This window comes from Georgenia satyanarayanai (genome assembly GCF_009193135.1).
Taxonomy (GTDB): Bacteria; Actinomycetota; Actinomycetes; order Actinomycetales; family Actinomycetaceae; genus Oceanitalea; species Oceanitalea satyanarayanai.
On sequence record NZ_VUKC01000001.1, the window covers coordinates 211,645 to 225,670 of the forward strand.

Annotated in this window: 12 protein-coding genes; 11 read left to right on the top strand and 1 reads right to left on the bottom strand. The window is 73.8% G+C overall.

The features are described from left to right. Window positions 1-154: 154 nt before the first annotated feature. The 4 genes from GD632_RS16125 to GD632_RS01075 all read left to right on the top strand — a co-directional run bounded on the left by GD632_RS16125 (window position 155) and on the right by GD632_RS01075 (window position 4,994). On the top strand, window positions 155-1,072 hold the full coding sequence (locus GD632_RS16125) for a MerR family transcriptional regulator (RefSeq protein ID WP_226924386.1): 918 nt from the start codon (window positions 155-157) through the stop codon (window positions 1,070-1,072). 43 nt (window positions 1,073-1,115) lie between these two features. Beyond that, a complete protein-coding gene (gene guaB, locus GD632_RS01065; RefSeq protein ID WP_152187746.1) occupies window positions 1,116-2,624 on the top strand; it encodes an IMP dehydrogenase in 1,509 nt (502 codons plus the stop codon). A gap of 23 nt (window positions 2,625-2,647) precedes the next feature. Next, window positions 2,648-4,150: an NAD-dependent succinate-semialdehyde dehydrogenase gene (locus GD632_RS01070; RefSeq protein ID WP_152187748.1), complete on the top strand. Its 1,503-nt coding sequence runs from the start codon at window positions 2,648-2,650 to the stop codon at window positions 4,148-4,150. A gap of 109 nt (window positions 4,151-4,259) precedes the next feature. Beyond that, window positions 4,260-4,994: an exonuclease domain-containing protein gene (locus tag GD632_RS01075; protein WP_152187750.1), complete on the top strand. Its 735-nt coding sequence runs from the start codon at window positions 4,260-4,262 to the stop codon at window positions 4,992-4,994. Between the two features lie 82 nt (window positions 4,995-5,076). Here GD632_RS01075 and GD632_RS01080 read toward each other — a convergent pair whose 3' ends face one another. Further along, window positions 5,077-5,496: a QcrA and Rieske domain-containing protein gene (locus tag GD632_RS01080; RefSeq protein WP_152187752.1), complete on the bottom strand. Its 420-nt coding sequence runs from the start codon at window positions 5,494-5,496 to the stop codon at window positions 5,077-5,079. Window positions 5,497-5,534: 38 nt separating this feature from the next. On the opposite strand from GD632_RS01080, the gene GD632_RS01085 reads away from it, so the two are divergent. From GD632_RS01085 to GD632_RS01115, 7 genes are all read left to right on the top strand, one after another. Next, on the top strand, window positions 5,535-6,668 hold the full coding sequence (locus GD632_RS01085) for a GuaB3 family IMP dehydrogenase-related protein (RefSeq protein ID WP_152187754.1): 1,134 nt from the start codon (window positions 5,535-5,537) through the stop codon (window positions 6,666-6,668). A gap of 8 nt (window positions 6,669-6,676) precedes the next feature. Beyond that, entirely contained in the window at window positions 6,677-6,946 is a 270-nt protein-coding gene (locus GD632_RS01090) for an HPr family phosphocarrier protein (RefSeq protein WP_152187756.1), read from the top strand. Window positions 6,947-6,994: 48 nt separating this feature from the next. After that, entirely contained in the window at window positions 6,995-8,392 is a 1,398-nt protein-coding gene (locus GD632_RS01095) for a class II fumarate hydratase (RefSeq protein WP_226924388.1), read from the top strand. Continuing rightward, window positions 8,389-9,939 carry an aspartate ammonia-lyase gene (gene aspA / locus GD632_RS01100; protein WP_152188353.1) on the top strand — a complete coding sequence of 517 codons (1,551 nt, stop codon included), beginning with the start codon at window positions 8,389-8,391 and terminating at the stop codon, window positions 9,937-9,939. The genes GD632_RS01095 and aspA overlap by 4 nt, the downstream gene beginning before the upstream one ends. Before the next feature lie 180 nt (window positions 9,940-10,119). Continuing rightward, the gene (locus GD632_RS01105; RefSeq protein ID WP_152187758.1) at window positions 10,120-11,505 is read left to right on the top strand and encodes a polysaccharide biosynthesis tyrosine autokinase; all 1,386 of its coding nucleotides are present in this window, start codon (window positions 10,120-10,122) and stop codon (window positions 11,503-11,505) included. Between the two features lie 20 nt (window positions 11,506-11,525). Beyond that, window positions 11,526-12,794: a lipopolysaccharide biosynthesis protein gene (locus GD632_RS01110; RefSeq protein ID WP_152187760.1), complete on the top strand. Its 1,269-nt coding sequence runs from the start codon at window positions 11,526-11,528 to the stop codon at window positions 12,792-12,794. After that, a complete protein-coding gene (locus GD632_RS01115) occupies window positions 12,791-14,026 on the top strand; it encodes a hypothetical protein (protein WP_152187762.1) in 1,236 nt (411 codons plus the stop codon). Before GD632_RS01110 ends, GD632_RS01115 begins: the two co-directional genes overlap by 4 nt.

Here is a 14,026-nt window from a genome sequence, read left to right on the forward strand (position 1 = left end):
AGCCCCTCGCGAAAGTAGTTCACGAATCGATGCGGAAGCGGGCGTCGACCGCGCCGTGAACGGGTCCGCGGACGCGTGGTCACGGCCCCCTGGCGCGGCGGACGTGCCCGCACGGGCGCCCGGGTGCAGAATCGAGGCCGACGAAGGAGGACTGGTGGCTCGAGCGACCCCCGGAACCGGCGGGGACTCCCGGATGGACGCTGCTCCCCTCACCGTGGCGGCCGTTGCGCGAACCCTCGGCGTGGCCGCGTCGACCCTGCGCACGTGGGACCGCCGCTACGGCCTGGGCCCCTCGTCGCACCAGGCCGGCAGCCACCGCCGCTACACGCCCGACGACGTCGCCCGCCTCCAGACGATGCGGCGCCTCACCCTGCGGGGTGTCGCGCCCGTGGACGCCGCCCGCATCGCGACCGAGCCCGGCACCGGCGACTCGCGCGACGGGGAGGAGACGGGCCCCGCGGAGGAGGCCGACGACGGCTCGCTCGCCCTCGACCCGCTCACCCTCGCGGCGGCCGCCGTCGAGCCGGACCTGCGGCGCGTGCACCGGATGCTCAGCCGCGCCACCCGGGAGGCCGGGGTCGTGGCGGTGTGGGCCGACCTCGTGCAGCCCGCGGCGGAGATGGTCGACCAGGGCCGGCACCGTCTCGCCCAGCGGCCGGGCAGCGACCCGCACGGAGTCATGCGCCTCGGCCTCATGCAGGCGATCCGCGAGCTCGCCGTCCCCGGACCAGCGCCGGTGCGGGTCCTCGCCCCCGCGGCCGACCGCGTGTCGGCGCACGTCATCGCCGGCGGGCTGGCCGAGGCCGGTGTCGGTGCGCTCGTCGTCCCGGCCGAGCACCTGCCCGTCGACACCGACCCGCTGGCGTGGCTGCCCGAGGGGGAGGTGGCCGTGCTCGCGGTCATCGGGAACCCGCCGGGCGCGGAGGAGGTCGTCACCCGGTCCTCCGAGCGCGGGGACGTCAACGTCTTCCTCCTCGGCGACGAGAGCCCCTCGCTGTGGTTGCCGCACGTCCACCGGGTGCGGACGCCCGCGGCGGCGGTGGCGGAGATCGCCGCCACCGTCCGTGACTAGACCCACCTGCACCAGCACCGGTCCGCGCACGTAGGATCGGAGGGTGAGCGACTCCCACGTGACGGACCCCTTCGGCTTCACCGGCCTGACCTACGACGACGTCCTCCTGCTCCCCGGACCCACCGACGTCATCCCCTCCGAGGTGGACACGACGGCGCGGCTGACCAAGGAGATCTCCCTGCGCGTGCCGCTGCTCTCGGCCGCCATGGACACCGTGACCGAGGCGCGCATGGCGATCGCCATGGCGCGGCAGGGCGGGATCGGGATCCTGCACCGCAACCTCTCCATCGAGCAGCAGGCGCAGCAGGTGCAGACCGTCAAGCGCTCGGAGTCGGGCATGATCACCGACCCGGTCACCGTCGGCCCCGGCGCCACCCTCGCCGAGCTCGACGCGCTGTGCGCGCGCTACCGCGTCTCCGGCCTCCCGGTCGTCGACGAGCGTGGTGTCCTGCTCGGCATCATCACCAACCGCGACACCGCCTTCATCGACCGAGCGGAGTTCGACGGCCGCCTCGTGCGGGACGTCATGACACCGATGCCGCTCGTCACCGGTCCCGTCGGTATCAGCCGTGACGACGCCGCCGCGCTGCTCGCCCGGCACAAGATCGAGAAGCTCCCGCTCGTGGACGGCGACGGCGTGCTGCAGGGCCTCATCACCGTCAAGGACTTCGTCAAGTCCGAGCAGTACCCGCTCGCCACCAAGGACGACGAGGGCCGGCTGCGCGTCGGCGCGGCGATCGGCTTCTTCGGTGACGCGTGGGAGCGCGCGACGGCTCTCGTCGAGGCGGGCGTCGACGTCCTCGTCGCCGACACCGCCAACGGGCACGCGCGGCTCCTGCTCGAGATGGTGACGCGGCTGAAGAAGGACCCCGCCACGAGCCACGTCCAGGTCATCGGCGGCAACGTCGCCACCCGTGAGGGTGCGCAGGCGCTCGTCGACGCCGGCGCGGACGCCGTCAAGGTCGGTGTCGGTCCGGGCTCGATCTGCACCACCCGCGTCGTCGCCGGCGTCGGGGTGCCGCAGGTCAGCGCCATCCACCTGGCCGCCCAGGCGTGCAGGCCGGCCGGCGTCCCGGTCATCGGCGACGGCGGTCTGCAGTACTCCGGGGACATCGCCAAGGCGCTCGTCGCCGGCGCGGACACCGTCATGCTCGGCTCGCTCCTCGCCGGCTGCGACGAGAGCCCCGGCGACCTCGTCTTCGTCAACGGCAAGCAGTACAAGCACTACCGCGGCATGGGGTCCCTCGGGGCCATGGCCTCCCGCGGACGGGTGTCCTACTCCAAGGACCGCTACTTCCAGGCGGACGTCGACACCGACGACAAGATCGTGCCCGAGGGCATCGAGGGGCAGGTGCCCTACCGCGGGCCGCTGTCCGCCGTGGCCTACCAGCTCATCGGCGGGCTGCACCAGTCGATGTTCTACGTCGGTGCGCACGACCTCGTCGAGCTCGCCGAGAAGGGCAAGTTCGTCCGGATCACCTCCGCCGGGCTCAAGGAGTCCCACCCGCACGACGTCCAGCTCACGGTCGAGGCGCCCAACTACACCCGCTGACCGCCGCGGGGCGCCCGCCTACGATGGGAGCACGACCCCGATCGACGAGGAGGTGCCCCGTGACGCTCACCCGCGCGGCCACCGCCATCCTGCAGACCACGCCGACGTCGTTGCTCGTCGGGGGAGCCTGGCGGGACGCGGACGGCGGGACGACCTTCGACGTCCACGACCCGGCGACCGGCGAGGTGATCGCCGCGGTCGCGGACGCCTCGGCCGCGGACGGTGCCGCCGCGATGGACGCCGCCGCGGCCGCCCAGGACGCCTGGGCGGCGACGTCGCCGCGTGAGCGCGCGGAGGTCCTGCGCCGGGCGTTCGACCTCGTGGGGGAGCGGGCAGAGGAGCTCGCGACCCTCATGACGCTGGAGATGGGCAAGCCGCTCGCCGAGGCGCGGGCCGAGGTCACCTACGGCGGGGAGTTCCTGCGGTGGTTCTCCGAGGAGGCCGCGCACGTCAACGGCCGCTACCAGACGGCTCCCGAGGGCACGCTGCGGATCCTCGTCGCCAAGCGGCCGGTGGGTCCGTGCCTGTTCATCACCCCGTGGAACTTCCCGCTGACGATGGCCACGCGCAAGATCGCCCCGGCGCTCGCCGCCGGCTGCACGGTCATCCTCAAGCCGGCCGCACTGACCCCGCTCACCGCGCTGGCGCTCGGCCAGATCCTGCTGGACGCCGGTGTCCCCGACGGCGTCGTCAACATCCTCCCGACGTCCGCGGCCCGGGCGGTGACCGGCCCGCTGCTCCGGGACCGGCGGCTGCGCAAGCTCTCGTTCACCGGTTCCACGGAGGTGGGGCGGGCGCTGCTGAGGGATGCCGCGGACAACGTGCTGCGCACGTCGATGGAGCTGGGCGGCAGCGCGCCGTTCATCGTCTTCGCCGACGCCGACCTGGATGCCGCCCTCGTCGGCGCCCGCCAGGCGAAGCTGCGCAACATGGGGGAGGCGTGCACGGCGGCCAACCGCTTCCTCGTGCACGAGTCCGTCGCCGAGGAGTTCTCGCGCCGGCTCGCCGAGGACTTCGCCGGCCTCACCGTCGGCCCGGGCGTCGAGGAGAGCACCGACGTCGGCCCCCTCGTCTCCGAGGGGCAGCGCGACGGCGTGCACCGGCTCGTCACCGCCGCCCGCGACGCCGGGGCGCGGGTCCTCACGGGAGGGGAGCCGGTCGCCGGCCCGGGCTACTTCTACCCGCCCACCGTGCTCACCGGCGTCGCTCCCGACAGCCCCGTCATGGCCCACGAGATCTTCGGCCCGGTCGCCCCGGTGGCGACCTTCCGCGACGAGGACGAGGTCGTCCGCCTCGCGAACGCCTCCGACGTGGGACTCGCCGCCTACCTGTTCACCGCGGACCTCTCCCGGGTGCTGCGACTCAGCGAGCGCCTGGAGGTCGGCATGGTGGGGGTCAACACCGGCCTGCTGTCCAACGCCGCCGCACCCTTCGGGGGGGTCAAGCACTCGGGTGTCGGCCGCGAGGGTGGTGCCGAGGGCATCGCGGAGTACCTCGAGACCGTCTACGTCGCGCTGCCGGTGTGATCCCGGCCGGGCGCCGTGCGCGTGGCTCGGGATGTCGGTGCTGTCTGGCACCGTGGGGGACATCGACGACGACGCCGCGCGGCCGCGCGGCACCCCGGGAGGAGCGGCCATGCGCACCTGGACGGCGGGCCCGTTCCTCGGTTTCGACACCGAGACCACCGGTGTCGACCCGCGCCACGACCGCATCGTGACGGCGGCGCTCGTCACCCGTGACGCCCGCGGGACCCGCCAGCGCACCTGGCTCCTCGACCCCGGGGTCGAGATCCCCGAGCCCGCCAGCGCGATCCACGGCGTGACCACCGACCGTGCCCGGGCCGAGGGTGCCGCGCCGGGCGTCGCGCTCGCGGAGATCGCGGACGAGCTCGTGCGGGCCGTCGAGGACGGCGTGCCCCTCGTCGCCTACAACGCCTGCTTCGACCTCACCCTGCTCGAGCACGAGCTCGCGCGGTGGCACCTGCCCACCCTCGCCGAGCGGCTCGGCCGCACCCCCGGCCCGGTCCTCGACCCCCTCGTCATCGACCGCGCCCTCGACCACGACCGGCAAGGCACTCGCAGGCTCGGGGACCTGTGCGGGCACTACCGGGTGGAGGTCCGCGAGAGCCTCCACACCGCCGAGGTCGACGTGCTCGCCACGCTCCAGCTGCTCGACTGCCTGGTCGGCGCCTTCCCCGAGCTCGGCGCCCGGGAGCTGCCGGACCTCCACGAGTGGCAGCGCGAGTGCCACCGCGACTGGGCCACCGCCGTCAACACGCGGCGGGCCGCCGAGGGGCTCGACCGCCCGGGCGTCGACGTCGAGTGGCTCCCGTCCGTGGACCACGCGGCCGCCCGGACCCTGCCCGCCTAGCGCTGCGCCACGCCTCGAGTGCCGAGCTGGTCCCGGGTCACAAGTCTGCGGTCGGCCGGGAGGGGGACGGGGCGGGGACCGGTCAGACGGCGACGACGGTGCCGGACTCGATGCGGACCTCGACGCGGGGGAGGGGCTCCTCCGCGGGCCCCTGGAGGACGGCACCGTCGGCGACCGCGAAGCGCGACCCGTGGCACGGGCAGGCGAGCTCGGTGCTCTCCCGGCGGACCGTGCAGCCCTGGTGGGTGCACACGGCGCTGAGCGCGACGACCTCCTCCTCGCTCACCCGGGTGACGACGACCTCGGCGCCCGCGCTCGTGCGCACCTGGACCGACTCGCCGACGGGGATGTCCTCGAGCGTGGCGAGGGCCTCCCCGGGCTCGGGAGGCGGCGAGGTGTCCTCCTCGCCGGAGCACGCGGCAACCGTGAGCGCGGCGGCGCCCACCCCCGCCCAGGCGAGGACCTGCCGACGGGAGGGGCCGAGGGGGTGCGCGCAGACCATGGGCCGCAATCTACCGACCGCCGGGTAACCTGGCGCCTGTGAGCAACGAGATCGAGATCGGCCGAGGCAAGCGGGGACGACGGGCCTACTCCTTCGACGACGTCGCGGTGGTGCCCTCCCGCCGCACGCGCGACCCGCAGGACGTCTCGGTCGGCTGGCAGATCGACGCCTACTACGTCGACATCCCCGTCCTCGCGGCGCCGATGGACTCGGTGATGAGCCCGGCGACGGCGATCCTCCTCGGCAAGCTCGGCGGCATCGGGGTCCTCGACCTCGAGGGCCTGTGGACCCGCTACGAGGACCCCGAGCCCCTCTTCGAGGAGATCGCGACCCTCGAGGGCGCCGAGGTCACCCGCCGGATGCAGGAGATCTACTCCCAGCCGATCGTCCCCGAGCTCATCACCCAGCGCCTGCACGAGATCCGCGCCGCCGGGGTCACCGTGGCCGGCAAGCTCTCCCCGCAGAGCACCCAGCAGCACTGGCGCACCGTCGTCGAGGCCGGTGTCGACCTCTTCGTCATCCGCGGCACCACCGTCTCCGCCGAGCACGTCTCCTCCACCGCGGAGCCGCTCAACCTCAAGCGCTTCATCTACGAGCTCGACGTGCCCGTCGTCGTCGGCGGCGCCGGCACCTACACCGCGGCGCTGCACCTCATGCGCACGGGCGCGGCCGGCGTCCTCGTCGGCTTCGGCGGCGGGGCCGCCCACACCACCCGCACCTCCCTGGGGATCCACACCCCGATGGCCACCGCCGTCGCCGACGTCGCCGCCGCGCGCCGCGACTACCTCGACGAGTCGGGCGGCCGTTACGTCCACGTCATCGCCGACGGCGGGGTGGGCCGCTCCGGCGACCTCGTCAAGGCCGTCGCGTGCGGGGCCGACGCCGTCATGCTCGGCTCCTCCCTCGCCCGCGCCCAGGAGGCGCCCGGGCGCGGCTGGCACTGGGGCTCGGAGGCGCACCACCCGCAGCTGCCGCGCGGCGAGCGCGTGCGTGTGGGGACGGTCGGCTCCCTCGAGCAGATCCTCCACGGCCCCAGCGACACGCCCGACGGCACCGTCAACCTCATCGGCGCCCTGCGTCGGGCGATGGCCACGACCGGGTACTCCGACCTCAAGGAGTTCCAGCGGGTCGAGGTCGTCGTCTCCCCCTACACGCCCAACAACAACCGGTAGGAGTTCCCATGGCAGAGCGCACCGTCACCATCGGCTCGAAGGTCGGGCTGCACGCCCGCCCGGCCTCCCTCTTCGTCAAGGCCGCCGGCGAGGCCGGCATCCCGGTGAAGATCGCCAAGGAGGGTGGCGCACCGGTCGACGCGGCGAGCATCCTCGGGGTCATGACGCTGGGCGCGAAGTACCAGGAGAACGTCGTCCTCACCGCCGACGGGGAGCGTGCCGAGGAGGTCCTCGACTCCCTCGCCGAGCTGCTGAGCAAGGACCTGGACGAGAAGTAGCACCACCGCACCACGAGTACCCGCCGCCAACCGAGCTTTGGAGCAGCAGTGACGCAGGACGAGGCCTTCCGCATCGAGCACGACACCATGGGGGAGGTGCGGGTCCCGCGCGGCGCCCTCTACAGCGCCCAGACGCAGCGCGCCGTGGAGAACTTCGCGATCTCCGGGACGCGGCTGTCGCGGCACCACATCGCTGCCCTCGCGCAGGTCAAGCGCGCCGCCGCGCTCACCAACGCCGAGCTCGGGGTCCTCGAGGAGGACCTCGCGCGGGCCATCGCGGAGGCCGCCGAGCAGGTCATCGCCGGCGAGCACGACGAGCACTTCCCGGTCGACGTCTTCCAGACCGGCTCGGGCACGTCGTCGAACATGAACACCAACGAGGTCGTCGCGAACATCGCGAGCACGCTGCTCGGACGCAGCGTCCACCCCAATGACCACGTCAACGCCTCCCAGTCGTCCAACGACGTCTTCCCCTCCTCGATCCACATCGCCGCCACGGCCGCCGTCGTCCACGACCTGCTGCCCGCGCTCGACACGCTCGCGGTGTCCCTCGAGCGCAAGGCCGAGGAGCTGTCCGACGTCGTCAAGTCCGGCCGCACCCACCTCATGGACGCCACCCCGGTGACCCTGGGGCAGGAGTTCGCCGGCTACGCCACCCAGCTGCGCTACGGCATCGCCCGGGTCGAGGCCGCCCTGCCGCGCCTGGCCGAGCTCGCGCTCGGGGGCACCGCCGTCGGGACCGGGATCAACACCCCGGCCGGCTTCGCGCCGGCGGCGATCGCGAGGATCGCCGAGAACACCGGCCTGCCGCTCACCGAGGCGACCAACCACTTCGAGGCGCAGAGCGCGCAGGACAGCGCGGTCGAGATGTCGGGCGCGCTGCGCACCGTCGCGGTCTCGCTCGTCAAGATCTGCAACGACCTGCGGTGGATGGGCTCGGGCCCCAACACCGGGCTCGGCGAGATCGCCATCCCCGACCTCCAGCCCGGCTCCTCGATCATGCCCGGCAAGGTCAACCCGGTGATCCCCGAGGCCACGCTCATGGTGTGCGCGCAGGTCATCGGCAACGACGCGACGATCGCCTTCGCGGGCGCCTCCGGCTCCTTCGAGCTCAACGTCATGCTCCCGGTCATCGCCCGCAACCTCCTCGAGTCGATCACCCTGCTGGCGAACGCGAGCGTCGCGCTGGCCACGCGCACGGTCGACGGCGTCACCGCCAACGTCGACCGCGCCCGCGCCCTGGCGGAGTCCTCCCCGTCCATCGTCACGCCGCTCAACCGGGTCATCGGCTACGAGGCCGCCGCGGCGATCGCCAAGCACGCCGTCAAGAACGGCACGACGATCCGCGAGGCCGTCGAGGAGCTGGGCTACGTCGAGCGCGGGGAGGTCAGCCCCGAGCAGCTGGACAGCTCCCTCGACGTCGTCGCGATGACCCGCCCGAACTGATGGCCACCACCCGGACCGAGGAGGACCTCCTCGGCCAGCGCGAGATCCCCGACGACGTCTACTGGGGCGTCCACACGCTGCGTGCGGTGGAGAACTTCGCCCTGTCCGGCACCCGGGTGCGCGACCTGCCCGACCTCGTGCGCGGGATGGTCCTGGTCAAGAAGGCGTCCGCACTGGCCAACCGGGACCTGCGCACGCTGCCGGTGGACATCGCCGACGCCATCGTCTGGGCCTGCGACGAGATGCTCGAGTCCGGCCGCTGCCTCGACCAGTTCCCGGTGGACGTCTACCAGGGCGGGGCCGGCACCTCGGTCAACATGAACGTCAACGAGGTCATCGCCAACCTCGCCCTCGAGCGGCTCGGCCTGCCCAAGGGCCGCTACGACGTCGTCCACCCCAACGACCACGTCAACAAGAGCCAGTCGACCAACGACGCCTACCCCACGGGTCTGCGCATCGCGACCCACCAGGCCGTCGACCGGCTCAAGGCACGCCTCGAGGCGCTCGCGGCGACCTTCACCCGCAAGGGGCACGAGTTCTCCCGCGTCCTGAAGATGGGCCGCACGCAGCTGCAGGACGCCGTGCCGATGACCCTGGGCCAGGAGTTCAGCGCGTTCGCGGCGCTCATCGGCGAGGAGCTGCTCAACCTCTCCCGGCAGCAGGCGCTGCTCCTGGAGGTCAACCTCGGGGCGACGGCGATCGGGACCGGGCTCAACACCCCGCCCGGGTACACCGTGCGCGCCGTCGCCCACCTCGCGGAGGTGACCGGCCTGCCGGTCGTGCGCTCGGAGAACCTCATCGAGGCCACCTCCGACGCCGGCGCCTACGTGTCGATGCACGCCGCACTCAAGCGGGTGGCGGTCAAGCTCGACAAGATCTGCAACGACCTGCGCCTGCTGTCCTCCGGCCCGCGCGCCGGCCTGGGGGAGATCAACCTGCCCGAGATGCAGGCGGGCTCCTCGATCATGCCGGCGAAGGTCAACCCGGTCATCCCCGAGGTCGTCAACCAGGTGTGCTTCAGCGTCATGGGCAACGACACGACCGTGACGATGGCGGCGGCCGCGGGCCAGCTCCAGCTCAACGTCATGGAGCCGGTCATCGCGACGGCGCTCTTCGAGTCGATCTCGCTGCTCACCCGCGCCTGCGACACCCTCGACCGGCGCTGCGTCGCCGGCATCACCGCCAACGAGGAGGTGTGCCGCCGCAACGTCATGAGCTCGATCGGGCTGGTCACCTTCCTCAACCCGATCATCGGGCACCACAACGGGGACAGGGTCGGGCGTGAGGCCGCCCGCAGCGGCCGTGGCGTCCGCGAGATCGTCCTCGAGTGGGGGCTGCTCACCGAGGCGGAGCTCGACGACCTGCTCTCGGTGGAGAACCTCATGCGTCCGCGCTACCGGGGCGCGTTCTACGGGGAGGACCCCGCCGTCATCGCCCCCACGGCCGACGACGTGACGTCCGACGGCGGCGCCCGGGCGGGCCTGCGCGCGGACGTCGAGGAGACCGAGGGCGGCGAGCTCGAGGAGGGGTCGGCGGCCACGGGCTGAGCCCCTGCCACCCGGGGCCACCGTCGGGCCCGTTCACCCGCGTGGCAGCGCGGCGTCAGGTGCTGATCCCCCGCAAACACCCGCTCGGGCCGGAGAGTCGGGAGTACCCTCGGCGCAGGCGCCCCCTCCACGACCGGGCGCCCGCCTGTCAGCGGAACGGACCGCTGAGGAGGGAGAGCGATGACGTTCCTCGAGTACCTCGCGCTGCTGCAGCGGCGCTGGCGGGCGTGGGTATCGATGATCGTCATCGGGCTCCTGCTCGGGTTCGGGCTCAGCCTCCTCGCCGAGGAGCGCTACGTGGCCGTGGCGACCTCCTTCGTCACGGTCGCCGACGAGGAGGCCGCCGGCGCGGGGGAGGTCTTCCAGGGGTCCCAGTTCGTCACCCAGCGGATGGTCTCCTACGCCGCCCTGAGCACGAGCCCCACCGTCGTCGACGGCGTGATCGACGAGCTGGAGCTCGACGTCACCCCGCGCGAGCTGCGCCAGATGGTCGACGTCACCAGCCCGACGGGCACCGTCATGCTCGAGGTGTCCGTCGAGCACGCCGACCCCGCGCTGGCGGCGGCCGTCGCCGACGCGATGTCGCTCGGGCTCGCGACGCTCATCGAGGAGCTCGAGACGCCCCGCGGTCTCGCGGCCTCCTCGGTCGAGGTCGTGCTCACCCACCCGGCGGCCGTCCCGGTGGAACCGTCCTCGCCGCGCACGCGGCTCAACCTCATCCTCGGCGGGCTCGTGGGGGCGGCGGCCGGTGTGCTCCTCGCCCTGGTCCGGGAGCACGCGGACCGTCGGGTGCGGAGCGTCGCCGACGTCCTCGCCGTCACCGGCGCGACCCCTCTCGGGTCCACCCTCGCCCCCCGCGACGGTGAGCCGCTCGCCGCGCTGCAGCCGCGGTCGGTGGCGGCCGAGCGGTACCGCGCCGTGAGGACCGCGCTCAAGGTCGGCCACCCCCGGGCGGTGCTCCGGCAGATCGCCGTCACCTCCCCGACGGAGCGGGAGGGCAGGGCCGGCGAGACGGCCAACCTCGCGATCACCTGGGCGCTGGCCGGGACGCGGGTGTGCCTCGTCGACGCCGGGTTGCGGCACTCGGCGCTCTCCCGGCTCCTCGAGGTCGGGGATGGCGTCGGCCTCGCCGACGTGCTCGTCGGTGACGTCGAGCTCGGTACGGCGCTCACCCCCTGGCGGGACGGCGTGCTCACCGTCCTGCCCGCGGGTCTCACGCCGGAGGACCCGGCCGAGCTGCTCGGCTCGGAGGCGATGGCGCTCCTGACCGCCGAGCTGCGGTCCCGGTTCGACCTCGTCGTCTACGACGTCGGGGCCACCGAGGTGGCGGACGCGGTGGTCACCGCGCGGACGCTCGACGGGGTCGTCGTCGTCGTCCGTGCGGGCACGACGAGGAGGGACGAGCTCGCGGACTGCCTGGAGACCGTGCGCGCGGCACGGCTCACCGTGCTCGGCACGGTCCGGGCCGGCGTGCGGGTGAGGCGGCGCGCCGACCGCGGCGGGAACGGCGCCCAGGGCCGGCGCCGTCCGGCGCACCCGCGCAGCGAGCTCAGCCCGAGCGTGTGACGGGACGGGCGGCCGGGGACATGGCGAGAGCACCGGGCAGGTGGCGCGGGAGGCTCGCGCGCCTGCCCCACCGGGCGCTCGGCGCGCTCGCGGGCCAGGTCACCCTCGCCCTGGGCAGCTTCGTGCTGTCCGTCGTGGCCGCCCGGACTCTCGGTGCGACGGGGTTCGGGACGTACGCGCTGCTGTTCGGCGCCGTCGTCATGGCGACGGCGGTCACCACCGGGCTGCTCGGGGACTCGCTCACCGTCCTCGACCGGCACGACCCCGGGGTCCGCGCCTCCCTCACCCGGATCGGGCTGCTGCTCGTCGCCGTCCTCGCGGCAGCCGGCTTCGCGGCCTCGCTCCCGGTGCTCAGCGCCGGCACGGCGCTCGTGTTCGCCCTGGCGCTCACGGCGTTCGTGCTCGCCGACCTGTGCCGGCGGCTGCTCATGGCCACCCTGCGGTTCTGGAGCCTCGTCCTCGTCGACGCCGCCGGGCTCGTCGCGCTGCTCGCCTTCCTCGCCGGCTTCGGTCTCACCGGGCGACTCACCCTCGACCACGTCCTCGGGGCCCTGGCGGTGGGGCAGACGGTGGCCGGGCTGCTCGCGGTGGCCCGGCTCCCGGCCGTGGAACGCCGGCTGCGGCTGCGCGGCGCCGGGAACTGGCGGGCGGTGGTCGGGTACGGCTCCTGGCGCGCGCTGCAGCAGTTCGTCCGGCCGACCACCCTCAACCTCGCCCGCTCCGTCGTGCTCGTCGCCGCCGGCACGGCCGCCGTCGGCGAGCTCGAGGCCGCACGGGTGGTCGTCGCGCCCGCGATGCTGCTGGTCCAGGGCGTCGGCTCCTACCTGTTCTCGAGCTACGCCGCCGACCGCGGCCAGGGCTCCGCCGCGCTGCTGACCCGGGCCGACCGCGCGGCGACCGTCATGCTCGCCGGTGCCGTCCTCGTCGCGGCGTCAGCCGCGGTCCTCCTGCCCCGGCTCGGTCCGCTGGTCACGGCGGACCGCTTCGACATCAGCCTCCTCGCCACCCTCGGCTGGGCGTGCTACGCGGCGTCGTGCGCGGCGGTCCTGCCGTACGGCAGCCTGGCGGCCGTCCAGGGGCGCCAGCAGTGGGTGCTGCTCATCCGGGTGGTCGACTCCGCCGTGGCCCTGGGGCTCGTGCTGCTGGCCCTCCGCGCGCTCGGTGTGGCGGCGGAGTGGATGCCCTGGTTCCTCTCCGTGGGCTCCTTCGTGGGCGGCGCGCTGTGCCGGCAGCTCCTGCTGCGTCCCCGCCGCAGCACGCGACCCGCGCCGGCGGAGGTGGTGGCGTGACCCTCGAGCTCGCGCGCGCCCCCGCCACCCCGACCGTCCGGGCGCTCACGCTGCGGCCGCTCTCCCTCGTCCTCACCTGCCTGCTCCTCATGGTGTCCGCGGTGGCGTGGCGGCGCGGGGCGTTCTACGAGGGGGGACTGGACGTCGTCGTCGTCGCGAAAGCCGTCCTCACCGCCGTCGCGGTCGGCATCGCGTTCCTCACGCCCCGCGGACCGGGCGCCTGGGGAGGGGTGCGGGCCGCGCCCGTCCTCTGGCTCAGCACCTACCTCGCCATCTCGGTGGTCGGGGGCGTCGTCAACGCCGACGGTCTGCCCGCGGTCGTCCTCGCCTGCCGGCTGGCGCTCCTCGCGTTCGCGCTCGTCCTCATCACCGTCACCCACCCGTGGCAGGACGTGATCAGCGCGCTGAGCAGCGCGATGCTCCTCCTCGCCGGGTTCGGCGCGGTGACCGGCGTGGGCTCGCTGGCCGAGACCGGGCGGCTCTACGGCGGCATCCCGCCGCTCAACGCCAACACGATCTGCCTCCTGGTGAGCTTCCCGGTCGTCGTGCTGTTCTGGAAGGCGCTCACCGGCGCGGCGTCCGCGGGGGAGACCGCCCTGCTCCTCCCGCTGCTCGGGGTCATCTGGCTCACCGGCTCCCGCACCGGCCTCAGCGTGCTCCTCGTCGTGCTGGCCCTGCTCTTCGTCGCGACCCCGCGGGTGCGCCCCCCGATGGTCGCCGGCGTGGTCGTCGCCGCGACCGGTTTGCTGCTCGTCAGCGCGCTCACCCCGTACGTGGCGGCCTACGCCGGGCGCGGCACGCTTGCCGACATCACGACGCTGAACAACCGGACGGTCGCGTGGGGTGCGGCGGCGGACTACGCCGACTCCCTCGCGCAGCAGCTCGTCGGCAGCGGGCTCGCGCTCAAGCAGATCCCGGTCACCGCGCTGTACCGCAACGAGCAGATGCTCGACAGCTCGTGGGTGTCGGCCCTGCTCCAGGTCGGCTACGTGGGCAGTGTCGTCCTCGTGCTGTTCGTCCTCGCCGCGCTGCGGCACGCCCTGCGCCTGCCCTCGCCCGAGCGGCTGCTCGTGGCGGCCCTCGTCCTGCTCGTCACCCTGCTCGGGGTGCTCGAGAGCGGCCTGTTCGACACGGCCCCGGCGTTCATCATCTTCTTCACCGCGACGCTCGTCGCCTACCGCCTCGTCGCGCCGCTCGACCGGGCAGGCACCGGCCCGGGGACGGGGAGGTAG